The sequence below is a fragment of the Kitasatospora sp. NPDC053308 genome, assembly GCF_055585785.1.
The window spans coordinates 23,543-40,061 of sequence record NZ_JBVJJY010000008.1 but is presented as its reverse complement, the minus strand read 5'-3'; the positions used below and the strand labels follow the sequence as shown (position 1 = coordinate 40,061).

Here is a 16,519-nt window from a genome sequence, read left to right as displayed (position 1 = left end):
CCCCGCATGACCGCTCCCGCCACCGACCCGCAGGCCCCGAGCTGGGAGCGGGACGGCGTCCGCCTGGAGATCGACGGCGAACTCGCCGTCGTCACCCTCTGTCAGCCCAAACGGCGCAACGCCCAGTCACCCGCGCTCTGGCGCGCCCTCGCCGACGCCGGCCGCGACCTGCCCGGCAGCGTCCGGGTGGTCCTGCTGCGCGCGGAGGGCGTCTCCTTCTCGGCCGGGCTGGACCGGGCCATGTTCACCGCCGAGGGAATCCCCGGCGAGCCCACCTTCCTGCAGCTCGCCGGCGCGAGCGACAAGGAGCTGGACGACACCATCGCCACGTACCAGGAGGCCTTCACCTGGTGGCGCCGCCCGGACCTGATCTCCATCGCCGTCGTCCAGGGCCACGCCGTCGGTGCGGGCTTCCAGCTGGCCCTCGGCTGCGACCTGCGGGTGGTCGCGGAGGACGTCCAGTTCGCGATGAAGGAGACCTCGCTCGGTCTCGTCCCCGACCTGGCGGGCACCAAGCCGCTCACCGAGCTCGTCGGCTACGCCCGGGCGCTGGAGATCTGCGCGACCGGTCGCTGGGTCGGCGCCGAGGAGTCCGCGGCGATCGGGCTGGCCAACCTGGCCGTGCCGCTCGCGGAGCTGGACGCCGCCGCCCGTGACCTCGCGGCGGCCCTGCTGGCCGCTCCGCGCGGAGCGGTGATCGAGACCAAGGCCCTGCTGCAGGGCGCCGCGGGGCGCTCGTTCGAGGAGCAGCGCTCCGCCGAACGGGTGGCGCAGGCGCGACGACTGCGGGAGCTCGCCGGCATCGGCGACTGACGGCTCGGCTTGCGCCGAAGGCCCGGCCCGGGGAGATGCCCCGGGCCGGGCCTTTTGGCGTTCCCGGGGCCGGAACGGCCCGGGCCGTTCCGGCGTTCGGTCGGGTTCGGTCGGGTTCGGTCGGAGTCTGCGGGGGTGCGCGGATGGGTGCGCGGGTCGGTGTCGCTCGGCGGGCGCGGTACGTGGCGAAATGCCAGAGTTGGGGAGGTTTGCGATATAGCTGGAGCCGTACGACGGGAGAATCGTCCATGCCTGACACTCCGACGCCCGCGACCCTGCACAAGAACGCCGGCGGAACCCCCACCCCCGGTCCCACCCCCGGCCCGCCGCCGGGCGCCTCCGGCGCCTCCACCGGCACCGAGCGGGTCGGCGAGCGCGGACGCACGGCGCTGGCCGTCGGCGTGGTCGAGAAGATCGCCGGAATGGCCGCCCGGGAGGTCTCCGGGATCCACGCGCTGGGCTCCGGGCTCGCCCGTACCTTCGGCGCGATGCGGGACAGGGTGCCCGGTGGCAAATCCAGCGTCGGCCGGGGCATCAAGGCCGAGGTCGGCGAGAAGCAGACCGCCATCGACATCGCCCTCGTGGTCGAGTACGGCGTGGTCATTCCCGAACTCGCCCGCCAGGTGCGGGAGAACATCATCACGGCGGTCGAGCGGATGACCGGCCTGGAGGTCGTCGAGGTCAACATCGCGGTCAATGACGTCCACCTCCCGGACGAACCGGAGTTCGAGGAGGAAGAGGAGCCGGTGTCGGCGCCGGGGCAACGACCCAAGCTCAAGTAGCGGTCGGTGCGGGCGGCGTTCGTGCCGGGGGTCGGCGGGACCAGGCAGCGGGACCAGGCAGCGGGACGAAGCAGCCGGACGAAGCGCGTGGAACGAGGGAGTAGCGGATGAACCTGGCCATCGTCGGCCTGGTGGTGGGCATGGCCCTCGGCTTCGCCGGGTACTTCGGGGGGTTCGCGGCGTTCCTGCTGGTGGCCGCGCTCGGCTTGGTCGGATTCGTGGTCGGGCGCCTGCTGGAGGGGGACATCGAATTGGGCGAACTCGGGGACCTGCTCCGCGGCCGCGACCGGCGCCGTTGATGGGGGCCGCTGCCTCGGGCCCGGTGTCCGGGCCGGTGTCCGGGTCTGGGTCTGGGGCCGGTGCGGGGTCCGGTGTGGGGGCTGGTTCGGGTCGGCGGGGGCGGTTGCGAGTCGCGGACCGGGTGTACGCGCGGATCGCCGCCCGCGCCGCGCGGGAGGCGTTGGCCGGCGCCTGGCCCGCCGGGCGGGTGAAGGGGGCGCCGCCGCGGGTCTCGGTGACGGTGCCGGGCAGCACCGTGCGGGTGCGGGTCGAGTTGGAGTTCCCCTTTCCGGCGGATGTCGGTGCCTTGGCGCGGGCGGTCCGGGATTCCATCGCCGCCAGGGTGGTCGGGCTGACCGGGACCAGGGTGTCGGACGTGGTGGTCGTGGTCGAGAAGTTGGTGGCGGGGGGTGCCTCGTGAGCGTTGAGGCGGCCGGCCTGGGTTCGGCGTCCGGGGAGTCGGTCGGCGGTGGGGCCGGGGGCGGGGCGGCGGTCGGCGGTGGGGAAGGGAGGGGGAGGGTACGGCGGTTGCGGGCGTCGCGGACGGGGGCTGCGGCGTCGGTGGCGACGGTGGTGCTGGTCGTCGCGGGGGCGCTCCTGTACGACGTGATCGCGGTACGGGCCGGGCGGCCCGCGCGGAGGTGGCGGGCGCAGATCGCGGACGAGCTGGCGACGCGGCACCTCGACGACCCGTGGGTGCTGCTGGGAGCCGGAGCGGCGACGCTGCTGGGCGGGTGGCTGCTGTGGCTGGCGATCGCGCCCGGGCTGCGGAGGTGGCTGGTGCTGCGGCCGTACGGGGGAACGACCGCGGCCATCGACCGGGGCGGCATCGGGCACCTGCTGGTGGACCGGGCGGCGGGGCTCGCCGGGATCGACCACCTGCGGATCCGGGTCGGACGGCGGAGGGTCCGGGTCGCGCTGGTCGGGCCGGCGGACCCGGCGTCGGTGCAGCGGCAGCTGCGGGAGGAGCTGGAGCGCGTGGGGTTGGCGCGGCCGTTGCGGTTGGACGTGCGGACGGCGGGGCGGCGGGCGGCCGGGGGTGACGGAGTGGACGGAACCGGTGGGGATGGCCGGGCTGGTGGGGCTGGTGGGGATGGCGGGAGTGGTCCGTCCGGTGGGGTGGATGGTTCGGGTGGGGCCGGCGGGGTCGGTGGGAGCGCGGTTCAGCCCACCGGGACGGAGGTGGCCGGGTGAGGCGCGTGGTCGTGAACCGGGTCCTGCTGGGGGTGGCGGGGGTGCTGCTGCTGGGTGTGGGGGTGTTGGTGCTGGCGGGTGGGCTCGACCTGTACCGGCGGTTGGGTGTGGATCCGCCGGGGTGGTGGCCGCTGACGTCGCCGGACCAGCCGGTGGTGAGTGGGCGGACGCGGGGGCGGTGGGTGTCCTCGACGTGGTGGTGGCCGGCGGTGATCGGCGGCTTGGTCGTCCTGGTGGCGGGAATGGTGTGGTGGCTGGTGGCGCAGCTTCGGCGCACCGGGCTGTCGAGCATCGCGGTGCCGACGCCGGGAGTGAGCGGGCTTCGACTGCGGGTCAGCGCACGGGCGCTGGAGGAGGCGCTGGAGACCGGGACGGTGGTGCTGCCCGAGGTCGAGCGAGTGGGGGTCCGGCTGGTGCGGGCCCCGGGGCATCCGCGGCTGCGGGGCGCGGTGCGGCTGACGCCGGGTGGGGATCCGGCCGGGCTGGTCGAGCACTTCGAGGACGGGCCGCGGGCCGATGCGTGCGGCAGCCTGGGGCTGGCGGAGTTGCCCGCGGACCTGCGGATCCGGGTGTTGCAGGCTGCCCCCGCCGAACCGCGGCGCCGGTGGCCTCGGCGGCGGGGGCGGCGGAGGCATCCGAGGGTGGAGTAGGGGTGGGGGCCGGGGGTGCGGATGGGTTGGGGGAGGTCGAGTGTGGGTTGGGGGGAGGTCGAGGGTGGGGTGGGGGAGGTTGAGGATCAGAGGGTGCGGAGGGCGCCTCCGTCGACCGGGACCATGAGGCCGGTCAGGTAGGAGGCGGCAGGGGAGAGCAGGAAGGCGGCGACCTTGCCGAACTCCTCGGGGGTGCCGTAACGGCCCAGCGGGATGGCGGCGTTGGCGGCGGCCCGGGCGGCCTCCGGATCGGTGGCGAGGGAATCGAGTTCGCGGACCCGGTCGGTGTCGATCCGGGACGGGAGCAGGCCGACCACGCGGATGCCACGGGGGCCGAGCTCGTCGGCGAGGGTCTTGGCGGCCATGGCGAGACCGGGACGCAGGCCGTTGGAGATGCCGAGGCCGGGGATGGGCTGGCGGACCGAGCTGGAGAGCACGAAGCCGATCACACCGCCCTCGGGGAGCGCGGCCGCGGCAGCGCGGGCGAGGCGGAGAGCACCGAGGAACACGGACTCGAAGGCATCGCGCCAGGCCTCCTCGGGAGTGGTCTCGACCGGGCCGGCCTGGGGGCCGCCGACGCTGATCAGGATGCCGTCGAAACGGCCGAAGCGCTCGGTCGCGGCCGCGATCAGTCGTTCGGGGGTGTCGGGGGAGGCGTTGTCGGCGACCAGGCCCTGGGCGGTGCCGACGGAGGTGAGTTCGGCGACGGCCTTGTCGACGGCCTGCTGGGTGCGGCCGCTGACGAGGACGCGGGCGCCGTCGGCGGCGAGTTCGCGGGCGGCGGCGAGGCCGAGGCCCCGGGTGGCGCCGGTGACGATGTAGGCCTTGTCTTTGAGTCCTAGGTCCATGGGGGTCATTGTGCCGGGTGGGGGCCGCTGCGCGGGGCTGGGGCGTGGGGGGTGGCTCTCGGGAGGGTGGGTGGCGGGGCGGCCACCCCCTGCGCCGCCCCTTCCGCAGCGCGTCCCTCTCGCTGGGTCGGGGGAGGGGGTGGGGGTGGGAAGGTCGTGTGGGTGGGGCTTCGGGTGGGGGCTGGCGTTGACGTCCGGGGGAAGGTTTACGGTCGGGGTGGAAGCGCGGGAGGAGTGGGGCGGCGTGCGGATCGGGGAGTTGGCGGAGCGGGCGGGGACGACCACGCGGGCGTTGCGGTACTACGAGCAGTTGGGGTTGTTGCCGGCTCGTCGGGCGGGCAACGGGTACCGGGCGTACGACGAGGGGGACCTGCGGCTGTTGCGGGAGATCCGGATGTTGCAGGACTTCGGGTTCGGGTTGGAGGAGACCCGGCCGTTCGTGGAGTGTCTGCGGGCCGGGCACCCGGAGGGGGACTCGTGTCCGGCCTCGTTGGAGGTCTACGAGCGCAAGCTCGCCGAGTTGGACGACTGCATCGCGAAGCTGCGGGACGTGCGGGCGCGGGTGGCCGGGCAGTTCGAGCGGGCGGTGCGGGCGCGGGACGATCTCGCGGCTTCCGAGCGACCACCACTGTGTGAACTGACGGAGGAGTAGGCGATGGTGCGGATCGTGGGTGTGCCGGAGGTGACGGACGAGACGTTCGCGGCGGAGGTGTTGGCGGCGGACGGGCCGGTGCTGGTGGAGTTCACGGCGGACTGGTGCCCGCCGTGCCGGATGATGGCGCCGGTGCTGGCGGACATCGCGCGGCAGGAGGCGCACCGGCTGCGGGTGGTGAGCGTCGACGTGGATCGCAATCCGCGGACGCCGGCGGCGTACGGGGTGCTGTCGATGCCGACGTTGACGGTGTTCCGGGGCGGGGAGCCGGTGCGGTCGGTGGTGGGGGCGCGGGCGAAGGCGCGGCTGTTGCGGGAGCTGGACGACGTGCTCTAGGCCGGGACGAGCTCGGGTTCGGCGGCCTGCTTGGCGCGGTCCTTGGCCTCGCGGCGGGCGAGGATCCAGACGCCGACCGGGATCATCGCGGTGAACAGCCACCACTGGATGGCGTAGGCCATGTGCGGGCCGATGTCGGAGTGGTTGGGCTCGGGGATCAGCTGGGGCTGGTCGGCCGGTGCCGGGGTGGTGGCGGAGAGTTCGAGGTAGCCGCCGAGGAGGGTGGCGCCGCTCTCCTTGGCCTGCTCGTCGGTGTTGATCAGGTTGAACTGGCGGGCGGGCAGGCCGGTGCGGTCCTTGATGCCGCTGGCGCCGTAGGTCTCGTCGGCGCGCAGGCGGCCGGTGAGGGTGACCTCGCCGGTGGGGGCGGCCGGGACGGGCGGGTACTCGGTGGCGGTGGCGCCGGAGGCGACCCAGCCGCGGTTGACCAGGACGGTGCCCCTGCCGTCGGAGAGCTTCAGCGGGGTCACCACGAAGTAGCCGATCGTGTCGCCGCTGGAGTCGGTGCGCTTGCGGACCACGAACTCGTGTGCCGGGTCGTACTGGCCGGTGGCGGTGACCGCGCGCCAGGTGAGGTCCTTGGGGACCGCGGATCCCGGGGTGGGCGACAGGGAGTCGAAGGGCACCGGGGCGGCGGTGAGGGCCTTGCCGATCAGCTCGTTCCGGGCCACCCGTGCCTCGTGGCGGTGCAGCTGCCAGAAGCCCAGCTTGATCGTCGCGGGGATCAGCAGCAGCGCGATCAGCATGGTGATCAGCCACTGGCGGGTCAGCAGAAAACGGTACACATGGGAACGGTACGCCGACCTCACAACCGGCTCACGCACCGGGGTGCGGGGCGACCTCGCGCAGGAGCTGGAGGAACGCGTCCTCGGTGACCACCGGGGTGCCGACCTCGCGGGCCTTGCGGGCCTTGCCGCTCCAGCTGTCCGGCTCGTTGGTGACCAGCAGACTTGTGAGGCGGCTCACCGAGCTCGCGATGTGCAGGCCGGCCTCGACCGCGCGATCCTCCAGCACCTCGCGGTCGGTGGCGGTGTCTCCGGTGAAGGCCACCCGCATGCCCTGGACCAGCGGTTGGCCGTCCTGCCAGCGGCCCGGGTTGGGGTACGGGCAGGGCGGGCGCTTCTTGGACTGGCGGTAGTTCGCGCCGGTCCAGGAGGCGCGGCTCGGGGAGGCGGGCTCCTCCTCGCCGAGGTCGGTGACCGCGACGCAGTTCTGCAGGGGCAGCGGGATGCCGCCGAGTCGGGCGAGCCGCAGGCTGGGGCGGAAGGCCTCGGCGAGCACCCGGGCGTCGTCCAGGGCGTTGTGGGCCTGGAGCTGCCGGACGCCGAAGTGGGCGGCAAGCGAGGCCAGCTTGCCGTTGGGCAGCGGCAGGCGCAGGTCGCGGGAGAGGACCATGGTGCAGATCCGCTGCTCGACGGGGGCGTTCAGGCCGGCCCGGGAGAACTCGCGGGAGATCATGTTCCAGTCGAAGAGCGCGTTGTGCGCGACCAGGACCCGGCCGCGAAGCCGGTCGGCGAACTCGTCGGCGATCTGCGGGAAGGTCGGCGCGGTGGCGAGCAGCTCGGCGGTCAGGCCGTGGATCCAGACCGGGCCCGGGTCCCGTTCGGGATTGACCAGGGTGTACCAGTGGTCGGTGACCTCGCCGTCCGGGTCCAGCTGGTAGACGCCCGCCGAGATGACGCGGTCGGAGCGGCCGAGACCGGTGGTCTCGACGTCGACGACCGCGAAGCCCTCGGTCGGGGCGGCGGAGCGCTGTGCGGGGACCGGGGCGGTCCTCGGCGCGGGCTGGATCGGTTGCATGGTCCAACAGGATAAGGGGCGGGCCGCGGGGGTCCGGCCGGAATGTTCCGACCGACCGGCCGGAATAGAGTGGTCGTCGGGGGTGTCGTACACCTGGTCGAGATCGTCTTCTTGTAAGGAACAGCGCATGCGTGCCACCGTGATTCACGGCCCCAACGACATCCGGATCGAGGACGTACCGGACCCGGTGATCAAGCACCCGACGGACGTGGTGCTCCGCGTGGTGAACGCCTGCATCTGCGGCAGCGACCTGTGGGCCTACCGCGGGGTGGCCCAGCGGGTGGCGGGGCAGCGGATCGGGCACGAGTTCCTGGGCGTGGTGGAGGAGGTCGGCGCCGAGGTGCGCGGCTTCGCCAAGGGCGACCTGGCCGTGGCGCCGTTCGTCTGGTCGGACGGGACGTGTGATTTCTGTCGCGAAGGACTGCAGACCTCCTGCCCGCACGGCGGGTTCTGGGGCGAGGTCGGCTCGGACGGCGGTCAGGGCGAGGCGGTCCGGGTGCCGTTCGCGGACGGCACGCTGGTGAAGCTGCCGAAGGAGGCGGCGGGCGACGAGAAGCTGCTGCCCGGGCTGCTGGCGCTGTCGGACGTGATGTCGACCGGGCACCACGCGGCGGTCTCGGCCGGGGTGCGTCCCGGGTCGACGGTCGCGGTGGTCGGCGACGGCGCGGTGGGCCTGTGCGGCGTCCTGGCGGCGCACCGGCTGGGCGCGGGCCGGATCATCGCGCTGGGCCGGCACACCGCCCGGACGGAGCTGGCCCGGCGCTTCGGTGCGACGGACGTGGTGGCCGAGCGCGGGGACGCGGCCGTCGAGGCGGTCAAGGAGCTGACCGGCGGCCAGGGCGCGCACGCGGTGCTGGAGGCGGTCGGCACCGAGGAGTCGATGCGGACGGCCATCTCGATCACCAGGGACGGCGGCGCGGTCGGGTACGTCGGCGTGCCGCACGGCGGCAGCGCGGGCGTGGACATCGGTCAGATGTTCGGCCGAAACGTTTCGCTGAACGGTGGCGTCGCTCCGGCCCGCGCCTACATCCCCGAGCTGCTGCCCGACGTGCTCTCCGGGGCCATCGAGCCGGGCCTGGTCTTCGACCGCACGGTCGGCCTGGACGGCGTGCCGGACGGCTACCGGGCGATGGACGACCGCTCGGCGCTGAAGGTCCGGATCGCCTTCTGACGTCGCGTTGAGAGGGGCGGCACCGCTGGTCGGTGCCGCCCCTTTTCGTATGGGGCGGGGGAGGAGGGTGATGGCACAGGTGGTGGTTTTCGGCCATTTGGATGCTGCGAGGGGGTGAACGGCTGGCCGATCGCGGTCAACCCCTTTCGGGGTGGGCACGACGCTCCTAGCATTGCGCGGCGCACTCGCGACATGTGATGCCCCTCACGTTCGATCGTTCTCCCCCTGTGCCAGCTACGCCGAAGGAGTGAGGAGAGAGAGTGGAATCGCCGCCGATCACCACTACCGCTACGGAAGTCCAACTCATCGATGACAGCGAGGAGTTCCGTACCCTGCGGCGCTCGTTCCGGAGCTTCGCCTTCCCGGTCACCATCGGCTTCGTGCTCTGGTACCTGCTCTACGTCCTGCTCTCGTGCTTCGCCCCCGGCCTGATGGGCACCAAGGTCCTCGGGCACGTCAACGTCGCCCTGGTGCTCGGACTGCTGCAGTTCGTCACCACCTTCGCGATCGCCGCCTGGTACGCCCGCTACGCCGACCGGCGGATCGACCCCGCCGCCACCGCGATCCGCGAAGCGCACGGAGCCGTCGTCCACGCCCCCCGGGAGTCCGCCGAATGATCCCGCTCGCCAGTTCCGCGACCGAGCACCGCGGCCTGACGATGACCCTGTTCGGGGTCTTCGTGGTGGCCACCCTGGTCATCACCGTCTGGGCCGGGCGGCAGAACCGGAGCGCCGCCGACTTCTACGCCGGCGGCCGGGGATTCACCGGCTTCCAGAACGGCCTGGCCATCTCCGGCGACTACATGTCCGCGGCGTCGTTCCTCGGCATCGCCGGCCTCATCGCGCTCAACGGCTACGACGGCTTCCTCTACTCGATCGGCTTCCTGGTCGCCTGGCTGGTCGCGCTGCTGCTGATCGCCGAGCCGCTGCGCAACTCCGGCCGCTTCACCATGGCGGACGTCCTCGCCTTCCGGATGCGTCAGCGCCCGGTGCGCACCGCGGCGGGCGTCTCCACCATCGTGGTGTCGATCTTCTATCTGCTCGCCCAGATGGTCGGCGCCGGGGCGCTGGTGGCCCTGCTGCTGGGCGTCACCGGGGACGCCGCCAAGCGCTGGACCATCCTCGCGGTCGGCGCCCTGATGATCATCTACGTGGTGATAGGGGGTATGAAGGGCACCACCTGGGTGCAGATCGTCAAGGCGGTGCTGCTCATCGCCGGCGCCGCGCTGATGACCGTCCTGGTGCTCGCCAAGTACCACTTCAACCCCTCGGAACTGCTCGGCGCCGCCGCCTCCGCGAGCGGCAAGGGCACGGCCTTCCTCGAACCCGGGCTGAAGTACGGCGCCAGCAACACCTCCAAACTGGACTTCATCAGCCTCGGTATCGCGCTGGTGCTCGGCACCGCCGGGCTGCCGCACATCCTGGTCCGCTTCTACACCGTCCCCACCGCCAAAGCCGCGCGGAAGTCCGTGCTCTGGGCGATCGGCATCATCGGCGTCTTCTACCTGATGACCCTGGCCCTCGGCTTCGGCGCGGCGGCGCTGGTCGGCCGCAGCGGCATGGTCGCCGTCGAGGGCAAGACGCCCTCCGGGAACACCGCGGCGCCGCTGCTCGCCGAACAGCTCGGCGGCGGAGCCGGCACCACCGGCGGGGCGATCATGCTCGCGGTGATCTCGGCCGTCGCCTTCGCCACCATCCTCGCCGTGGTCGCCGGGCTCACCCTGGCCTCCTCCGCCTCCTTCGCCCATGACCTGTACGCCAACGTGATCCGGCGCGGCAAGGCGAGCGAGAAGGAGGAGGTGCGCTCGGCGAAGTGGGCGGCCGTGGCGATCGGCGCGGTCGCCATCGTGCTCAGCCTCTACGCGGGCAAGCTCAGCACCGCCGCCCTGGTGGCGCTGGCCTTCGCGGTGGCCGCCTCGGCGAACCTGCCGACCCTCCTCTACTCGCTGTTCTGGAAGCGCTTCACCACCGCGGGCGCGGTCAGCTCGGTCTACGCCGGCCTGGCCTCCTCCGTGCTGCTGGTGGTCTTCTCCCCGGTGCTGTCCGGGGGCAAGAACTCGCTGTTCCAGGGCGTCGACTTCCACTGGTTCCCGCTGGAGAACCCCGGCCTGGTCTCCATCCCGATCGGCTTCCTCGCGGGCTGGATCGGCACCCTGCTGTCCACCGAACGGCCCGACCCGGCGAAGTACGCTGAACTTGAGGTCCGCTCGCTGACCGGACTGGGCGCCCACTGATCGTCCCGCGATGACTATGCTGGCCCGGCCCGCCTGACGGTGGCCGGGCCGGCCGCATTTCGGGAAGGACGCACGTGCTGCTCGACACCTTCGGACGCCAGGCCGTCGACCTGCGGGTCTCCCTCACGGACCGGTGCAACCTGCGCTGCACCTACTGCATGCCGGAGGAGGGCCTGCAGTGGCTGGCCAAGCCCGAGCTGCTGACCGACGAGGAGATCGTCCGGCTGGTCACGATCGCCGTGCGCGACCTGGGCGTCCGCGAGGTCCGCTTCACCGGCGGCGAGCCGCTGCTGCGCCCCGGGCTGGTCGCCGTGGTCGCCGCCTGCTCCGAGCTGGAACCCCGCCCCGAGCTCTCGCTGACCACCAACGGCATCGGACTGGCGCGGACCGCGACGGCCCTGCGCGAGGCCGGGCTCGACCGGGTCAACGTCTCGCTGGACACCCTCGACCCCGAGGTCTTCCACACCCTCACCCGCCGCCGCCGGCACCAGGACGTACTGGACGGCCTGGCCGCCGCCGAGGCCGCCGGGCTGGCGCCCGTGAAACTCAACGCGGTGCTGATGCGCGGGGTCAACGACCACGAGGCGGCCGACCTGCTGGCCTGGTGCCTGGAGCGCGGCTACGAGCTGCGCTTCATCGAGCAGATGCCGCTGGACGCCCAGCACGGCTGGGACCGCAGCTCGATGGTCACCGCGGAGGAGATCCTCGGACTGCTCCGCGCCCGCTTCGCGCTCACCCCGGAGCCGTCCGCCCGCCGGGGCGCGGCGCCCGCCGAGCGCTGGCTGGTGGACGGCGGTCCGGGCCGGGTGGGTGTGATCGCTTCCGTGACCCGGCCGTTCTGCCGGGCCTGCGACCGGACCCGGCTGACCGCCGACGGCCAGGTGCGCAACTGCCTGTTCGCGACCGGGGAGACCGACCTGCGCACCGCGCTGCGCTCCGGCGCGGACGACGCCGAGCTGGCCGCGCTGTGGCGGGCGGCGATGTGGGGCAAGAAGGCCGGCGCCGGGATCGACGACCCGGAGTTCCTGCAGCCGCAGCGGCCGATGTCTGCGATCGGCGGCTAGGCCCCCCTCCTACGCGCCGGGGGTTTCGGGGGTCCAGTCGGCGAAGGCGACGACCTCCTTGAGGAAACCGCGCACGCCGAGGAACTGGGACAGGTGCTCGCGGTGCTCGTCGCAGGCGAGCCAGGTCTTGCGGCGGTCCGGGGTGTGCAGCTTGGGGTTGTTCCACACCAGCACCCAGCCGGCGTCCGCCCGGCAGCCCTTGGCGGAGCAGATCGGCGTCTGCGGGGTGTCCATGGGCCGTCCTCAGCGGTAGCGGGCGAATCTGCCCCGCCAGTCTGTCACGCCTGGTCGGGGCGGCCGGAGCCGGGCATGGCGACGCCGGGCAGCCACGGGGGGAGCTGCCCGGCGTCGGTCCGTCGCTCCGACGGGGGATGCGGAGCGCGTACGCAGTATGTCACGCCGAGGACCCCGAATGGGGAGGTCTTGCATGATTAATCTGAGGTTCTTTTGAGCTTTCTCCCAGGGGGAGCGGGGCGAACCGGAGAAAAGCGGACGGTCAGTCCACGTGCTGTGAAGGATCGGTGGCAGCGGTCTTTGCCTCTCCTGTACCGCCGGGCGCAGCCGCCCCACCGGCCCCACCCGTCCCACCGGGGCCCAGCATCAGCGGGGTGTCGAGCGGGATGTCGAAGGTGCTCGGGAGCCCCGGGGCCCGTTCCCGGCCCGCGTTCGCGATCAGCACCGCGAAGTACGGCAGCAGCACGGCGCCCGCGAGCGCCGCGAACGCCAGCACGCGCTGGACGTCCCACAGCACCACCGCGAGCAGCACGCAGACCGTACGGAGCAGCATCGAGATGACGTAGCGCCGCTGGCGCCCCCGGACGTCCTCGGTGAGGCTGCTGCGCGCTCCCGTGATCCGGAAGACCTGCCCGTCGCCGGCGCTCTTGCCCATGTGTCCTACCGCCCTCGTCACGCTCCCCGCGCCTGGCCGCGCGGCTTCCTCACGGTACGCCCGGGCGTGGGCGACGACGAGACCGGGTGGGGCGGACCCACCCGGTCGGGTACGCGAAGGGCCTGTCCGGCGGAGCGGACAGGCCCTCGGTGGGTGACATGCGCTCTAGGAGCGTCGGGAGAGGTACTGCGGGGGGACGGCGTCGGTGAGCCAGACGCCGTTCTCGCTGAGCCGGAACTCGTGGCCGGCCGCCGTCATCGCGGCCGCGTTCACCGTGAGCACCACCGGGCGGCCGTGCCGGGCGCCGACCCGGGTGGCCGTCTCGGTGTCCGCGGAGAGGTGGACGTCCTGGCGGGCCATCGGGCGCAGGCCCTCGCGGAAGATCGCCGCCAGGTGCCGGTCCGCGGTGCCGTGGTACAGCACGTGGGGCGGCTCGGTGGCGGTCAGGCCGAGGTCGACCGCCACCGTGTGGCCCTGGTTGGCGCGGATCGAGAGACCGTCCGGCGAGTAGCCGAAGCGGCGCTTGTTGTTCGTGGCCACGACGTGGTCCAGCTCGGCCCGGGTGACCGGCCTGCCCTTCGCCGCGAGGGCGGTGAGCAGGGCGTCGATCCGGACCCAGCCGGACCCGTCCAGGGTGATCCCCACCAGCTCCGGCTCGTGCCGCAGGATGCGCGACAGCATCTTGCTCGTCCGGACCAGCCGCTTCTCGTCCATCATGTCTCTCGTATCCCCCCGTCGGCCGACGGCTAAGAGGCCTGGCTGACCGAACTCATGTTGAAGTCCGCGACACGCACGGGTGGCATCGCGGTGCGGGTGAACCAGTCGCTCCACTCGCGGGGCAGGCAGCGTTCGGTGCGGCCCGCCTCGGTGATCCGGCCGAGGAGGTCCACCGGGGACTCGTTGAACCGGAAGTTGTTGACGGCGCCGACGACCTCGCCGTTCTCCACCAGGTAGACGCCGTCCCGGGTGAGACCGGTGAGCAGCAGGGTCGCCGGGTCCACCTCGCGGATGTACCAGAGGCAGGTGAGCAGCAGGCCGCGCTCGGTGCGGGCGATCATCTCGTCCAGGCTCGGCGCCGACTCCTGGTCGGCCGTCTCCAGCACGAGGTTGTCGATGGCCGGGCGCACCGGCAGGCCGGTGAGGCCGGCCGAGTGGCGGTTGGTGACCAGGTCGTTCAGCACGCCCTCGCGGATCCACTCGGTGGCGCTGACCGGCTCGCCGTTGTCGAAGACGGAGACGTCCCCGCCGGTGGAGTGCGCGAGCACGAACGGGCTGGTCTCCAGGCCGGGCTCGCGCGGGTCGGAGCGCAGCGTCAGCGGCAGGCCGCTGAGCTTGTCGCCGATCCGGGTGCCTCCGCCGGGCTTGGAGAAGACCGTCCGGCCCTCGTGGGCGTCCCGGCCGCCGGCGGACCAGCTGAGGTAGACCATCAGGTCGGCGACGGCCGAGGGCGGCAGCAGCGTCTCGTAGCGGCCGGCCGGCAGGTCGATCTTGCGGGCGCCCCAGCCGAGGCGCTTGGTCAGCTCGGCGTGCAGGGCCGGGACGTCGATGTCGGTGAAGTCCCGGGTGGCGGCGCCGGCCCACGCCGAACCGGACAGGTCGGCGGTCTTGGCGTTGATCTCGACCATGCCGGTGGGCTGGTCGTGGCGCAGCCGCAGGCCGGTGGAACTGCCCAGGTAGCTGGTGGTCAGCTCGTGCCGGGCGAAGCCGTACAGCAGCTCACCCTGGGCGGCGGCGCGGGCGAAGGCCTCGCCGAGGGCCGGTCCGAAGGCCTCGAACACCTCGATCGAGGTCTCTGCGGGCGGCTCGGTGAAGTCCGGGGAGGACGGCCGGTCGGCGACCAGGGGCTGGGCGTCCTCGGCCGGGCCGGCCGCGCGGGCGGCCTCCTCGGCGGCCCGCACCAGGCCCTCGACGTCCTCGGCGGTGACGGCCTCGCGGGAGACCACGCCGGAGGCGGTGCCCTCGGCGCCGGCCACGGTGGCGATCACGGTGAGGCGCCGGCCGCGGGTGACGCCGTTGGTGGTCAGGGCGTTGCCGGCCCAGCGCAGGTTGGCGGTGGACTCCTCGTCGGCGATCACCACGCAGCCGTCGGCGCGGGAGAGGCCGAGCGCCAGCTCGACGAGTTCGTGGGGCTGCATCGCGGTCATCAGTGACCCGCCTCCTGCTGGGTGTTGAGCACGTTGACGTTCCGGAACAGTGCCGAGGGGCAGCCGTGGCTGACCGCCGCGGTCTGGCCGGGCTGTGCCTTGCCGCAGTTGAAGGCGCCGCCGAGGACGTAGGTCTGCGGGCCGCCGACCGCCGCCATCGAGCCCCAGAAGTCGGTGGTGGTGGCCTGGTACGCGAAGTCCTTCACCTGGCCGGCGAGTTCGCCGTTCCTGATGGCGTAGGCGCGCTGGCCGGTGAACTGGAAGTTGTAGCGCTGCATGTCGATCGACCAGGAGCGGTCGCCGACGATGTACAGGCCGTTCTCCACCCCGGCGAACAGGCCTTCGGTGTCCGGGCCGTCGGCGGCGGGCTGCAGCGAGACGTTGGCCATCCGCTGCACCGGCACGTGCGCGGGGGAGTCCGCGAAGGCGCAGCCGTTGGAGCGCTCGAAGCCCTTCAGCTTGGCCATGCCCCGGTCCAGCTGGTAGCCGACCAGGACGCCGTCCTTGACCAGGTCCCAGGACTGGGTGGCGACGCCCTCGTCGTCGTAGCCGATGGTGGACAGGCCGTGCTCGGCGGTGCGGTCGCCGGTGACGTGCATCAGCTCCGAGCCGTACCTGAGCGAGCCGAGCTTGTCGAAGGTGGCGAAGGAGGTGCCGGCGTAGGCGGCCTCGTAGCCCAGCGCGCGGTCCAGCTCGGTGGCGTGGCCGATCGACTCGTGGATGGTCAGCCACAGGTTGGAGGGGTCGATGACCAGGTCGTAGCGGCCGGCCTCGACGCTCGGGGCCTTCATCTTCTCGGCCAGCAGGGAGGGTAGTTCGGCGAGTTCGGCGTCCCAGTCCCAGCCCGTCCCGCGCAGGTACTCGAAGCCGCGGCCGGCCGGCGGGGCCAGGGTGCGCATCGAGTCGAAGGCGCCGGTGCGCTCGTCGACCGAGGTGGCCTCCAGCGCGGGGTGCAGCCGGATCCGCTGCTGGGTGGTCATGGTGCCCGCGGTGTCCGCGTAGAACTTGTTCTCCTGGACGGTCAGCAGGGACGCCTGGACGTGCGAGACGCCCTCGGCGGCCAGCAGCCGGGAGCTCCAGTCGGCGAGCAGGGCGGTCTTCTCCGCGTCCGGCACCTCGAAGGGGTTGACCTCGTAGGAGGAGACCCAGCTGACGTCCCGGTGGACCGGCTCGTCGGCCAGCTCGACCCGCTCGGAGGAGCCGGCCGCCCGGCTGATCCCGCCGGACAGGCGGGCCACCGAGACGGCCTGCTCGGCGACCTTCGCCGCGGCGGCGGTGGTGAGGTCGACGCCGGCGGCGAAGCCCCAGGCGCCGTCCAGCAGGACCCGGACGGCGAAGCCCAGTTGCACGCTGTCCGAGGTGCCGGCCGGGCGGGCGTCGCGCAGCCGCCAGGAGGCGCTGCGGATCCGTTCCAGGCGGAAGTCGGCGTGGCTCGCGCCGAGTTCGCGGGCCCGGGTGAGGGCGGCGTCGGCGAGGGCGCGCAGCGGCAGGGCGAGGAACACCGGGTCGACGGCGCGGACGGGCGCGGCACCGGCGGGCGCGGCGCCGGCGCGGTCGGCCGGAGGGATCGGAGGCAATCGGGCTCCCAGGTCGCGGAGGGTGGCGGTGTGGCGCCACAGGGGCGCCCGCACCGCATCATTTCCCGTCCACCGGGTTCCCGGCCA

Annotated in this window: 20 protein-coding genes; 12 read left to right on the top strand and 8 right to left on the bottom strand. The window is 73.0% G+C overall.

All coding sequences use genetic code 11. From position 1 onward, the window contains the following. The first annotated feature begins 6 nt into the window (after positions 1–6). The 6 genes from ACZ6Y7_RS19610 (at position 7) to ACZ6Y7_RS19585 (ending at position 3,718) form a co-directional block, all read left to right on the top strand. Positions 7–813, top strand: coding sequence for an enoyl-CoA hydratase/isomerase family protein (locus ACZ6Y7_RS19610; RefSeq protein ID WP_465759164.1), 807 nt, complete (start codon positions 7–9; stop codon positions 811–813). A 248-nt stretch (positions 814–1,061) separates the two neighbouring features. Continuing rightward, on the top strand, positions 1,062–1,595 hold the full coding sequence (locus tag ACZ6Y7_RS19605; RefSeq protein ID WP_465759163.1) for an Asp23/Gls24 family envelope stress response protein: 534 nt from the start codon (positions 1,062–1,064) through the stop codon (positions 1,593–1,595). A 107-nt stretch (positions 1,596–1,702) separates the two neighbouring features. After that, positions 1,703–1,894, top strand: coding sequence for a hypothetical protein (locus tag ACZ6Y7_RS19600; RefSeq protein ID WP_189916289.1), 192 nt, complete (start codon positions 1,703–1,705; stop codon positions 1,892–1,894). A 104-nt stretch (positions 1,895–1,998) separates the two neighbouring features. After that, the gene (locus tag ACZ6Y7_RS19595) at positions 1,999–2,295 is read left to right on the top strand and encodes a hypothetical protein (protein WP_465759162.1); all 297 of its coding nucleotides are present in this window, start codon (positions 1,999–2,001) and stop codon (positions 2,293–2,295) included. A 140-nt stretch (positions 2,296–2,435) separates the two neighbouring features. Next, complete coding sequence (locus ACZ6Y7_RS19590) at positions 2,436–3,068, top strand: DUF6286 domain-containing protein (RefSeq protein ID WP_465759161.1); 633 nt, start codon at positions 2,436–2,438, stop codon at positions 3,066–3,068. Further along, a complete protein-coding gene (locus ACZ6Y7_RS19585) occupies positions 3,065–3,718 on the top strand; it encodes an alkaline shock response membrane anchor protein AmaP (RefSeq protein WP_465759160.1) in 654 nt (217 codons plus the stop codon). Before ACZ6Y7_RS19590 ends, ACZ6Y7_RS19585 begins: the two co-directional genes overlap by 4 nt. Positions 3,719–3,804: 86 nt before the next feature. Here ACZ6Y7_RS19585 and ACZ6Y7_RS19580 read toward each other — a convergent pair whose 3' ends face one another. Next, the gene (locus ACZ6Y7_RS19580) at positions 3,805–4,566 is read right to left on the bottom strand and encodes an SDR family oxidoreductase (protein ID WP_465759159.1); all 762 of its coding nucleotides are present in this window, start codon (positions 4,564–4,566) and stop codon (positions 3,805–3,807) included. 244 nt (positions 4,567–4,810) lie between these two features. Between ACZ6Y7_RS19580 and ACZ6Y7_RS19575 the strand changes: the two genes are divergently transcribed. Both ACZ6Y7_RS19575 and ACZ6Y7_RS19570 read left to right on the top strand, forming a co-directional pair. Continuing rightward, positions 4,811–5,218 (top strand): MerR family transcriptional regulator, encoded by a 408-nt coding sequence (locus ACZ6Y7_RS19575; protein WP_465759388.1) that lies wholly within the window; start codon positions 4,811–4,813, stop codon positions 5,216–5,218. A 3-nt stretch (positions 5,219–5,221) separates the two neighbouring features. After that, positions 5,222–5,554, top strand: a complete 333-nt coding sequence (locus tag ACZ6Y7_RS19570; RefSeq protein ID WP_465759158.1) for a thioredoxin family protein — start codon at positions 5,222–5,224, stop codon at positions 5,552–5,554. Here ACZ6Y7_RS19570 and ACZ6Y7_RS19565 read toward each other — a convergent pair. Both ACZ6Y7_RS19565 and ACZ6Y7_RS19560 read right to left on the bottom strand, forming a co-directional pair. Next, positions 5,551–6,339, bottom strand: coding sequence for an SURF1 family cytochrome oxidase biogenesis protein (locus ACZ6Y7_RS19565; RefSeq protein ID WP_465759157.1), 789 nt, complete (start codon positions 6,337–6,339; stop codon positions 5,551–5,553). The genes ACZ6Y7_RS19570 and ACZ6Y7_RS19565 overlap by 4 nt on opposite strands. Positions 6,340–6,370: 31 nt before the next feature. After that, complete coding sequence (locus tag ACZ6Y7_RS19560) at positions 6,371–7,354, bottom strand: DEDDh family exonuclease (RefSeq protein ID WP_465759156.1); 984 nt, start codon at positions 7,352–7,354, stop codon at positions 6,371–6,373. Between the two features lie 127 nt (positions 7,355–7,481). On the opposite strand from ACZ6Y7_RS19560, the gene ACZ6Y7_RS19555 reads away from it, so the two are divergent. The 4 genes from ACZ6Y7_RS19555 (at position 7,482) to moaA (ending at position 11,822) form a co-directional block, all read left to right on the top strand. Next, complete coding sequence (locus tag ACZ6Y7_RS19555) at positions 7,482–8,525, top strand: zinc-dependent alcohol dehydrogenase family protein (protein WP_465759155.1); 1,044 nt, start codon at positions 7,482–7,484, stop codon at positions 8,523–8,525. A gap of 260 nt (positions 8,526–8,785) precedes the next feature. Next, positions 8,786–9,142, top strand: a complete 357-nt coding sequence (locus ACZ6Y7_RS19550; protein ID WP_465759154.1) for a DUF485 domain-containing protein — start codon at positions 8,786–8,788, stop codon at positions 9,140–9,142. After that, on the top strand, positions 9,139–10,758 hold the full coding sequence (locus ACZ6Y7_RS19545) for a solute symporter family protein (protein ID WP_465759153.1): 1,620 nt from the start codon (positions 9,139–9,141) through the stop codon (positions 10,756–10,758). The genes ACZ6Y7_RS19550 and ACZ6Y7_RS19545 overlap by 4 nt, the downstream gene beginning before the upstream one ends. A 74-nt stretch (positions 10,759–10,832) precedes the next feature. Next, the gene (moaA, locus tag ACZ6Y7_RS19540) at positions 10,833–11,822 is read left to right on the top strand and encodes a GTP 3',8-cyclase MoaA (RefSeq protein WP_465759152.1); all 990 of its coding nucleotides are present in this window, start codon (positions 10,833–10,835) and stop codon (positions 11,820–11,822) included. A 9-nt stretch (positions 11,823–11,831) separates the two neighbouring features. Here moaA and ACZ6Y7_RS19535 read toward each other — a convergent pair whose 3' ends face one another. The 5 genes from ACZ6Y7_RS19535 to ACZ6Y7_RS19515 form a co-directional block, all read right to left on the bottom strand. Continuing rightward, complete coding sequence (locus ACZ6Y7_RS19535) at positions 11,832–12,056, bottom strand: hypothetical protein (RefSeq protein WP_465759151.1); 225 nt, start codon at positions 12,054–12,056, stop codon at positions 11,832–11,834. A 262-nt stretch (positions 12,057–12,318) separates the two neighbouring features. Beyond that, positions 12,319–12,711 (bottom strand): DUF3099 domain-containing protein, encoded by a 393-nt coding sequence (locus tag ACZ6Y7_RS19530; RefSeq protein ID WP_465759150.1) that lies wholly within the window; start codon positions 12,709–12,711, stop codon positions 12,319–12,321. 165 nt (positions 12,712–12,876) lie between these two features. Next, the gene (locus ACZ6Y7_RS19525) at positions 12,877–13,425 is read right to left on the bottom strand and encodes an RNA 2'-phosphotransferase (RefSeq protein WP_402226587.1); all 549 of its coding nucleotides are present in this window, start codon (positions 13,423–13,425) and stop codon (positions 12,877–12,879) included. Positions 13,426–13,457: 32 nt separating this feature from the next. Next, a complete protein-coding gene (locus tag ACZ6Y7_RS19520) occupies positions 13,458–14,855 on the bottom strand; it encodes a metallopeptidase TldD-related protein (protein ID WP_465759149.1) in 1,398 nt (465 codons plus the stop codon). Further along, a complete protein-coding gene (locus ACZ6Y7_RS19515; RefSeq protein ID WP_465759387.1) occupies positions 14,855–16,423 on the bottom strand; it encodes a TldD/PmbA family protein in 1,569 nt (522 codons plus the stop codon). Before ACZ6Y7_RS19515 ends, ACZ6Y7_RS19520 begins: the two co-directional genes overlap by 1 nt. Positions 16,424–16,519 lie beyond the last annotated feature (96 nt).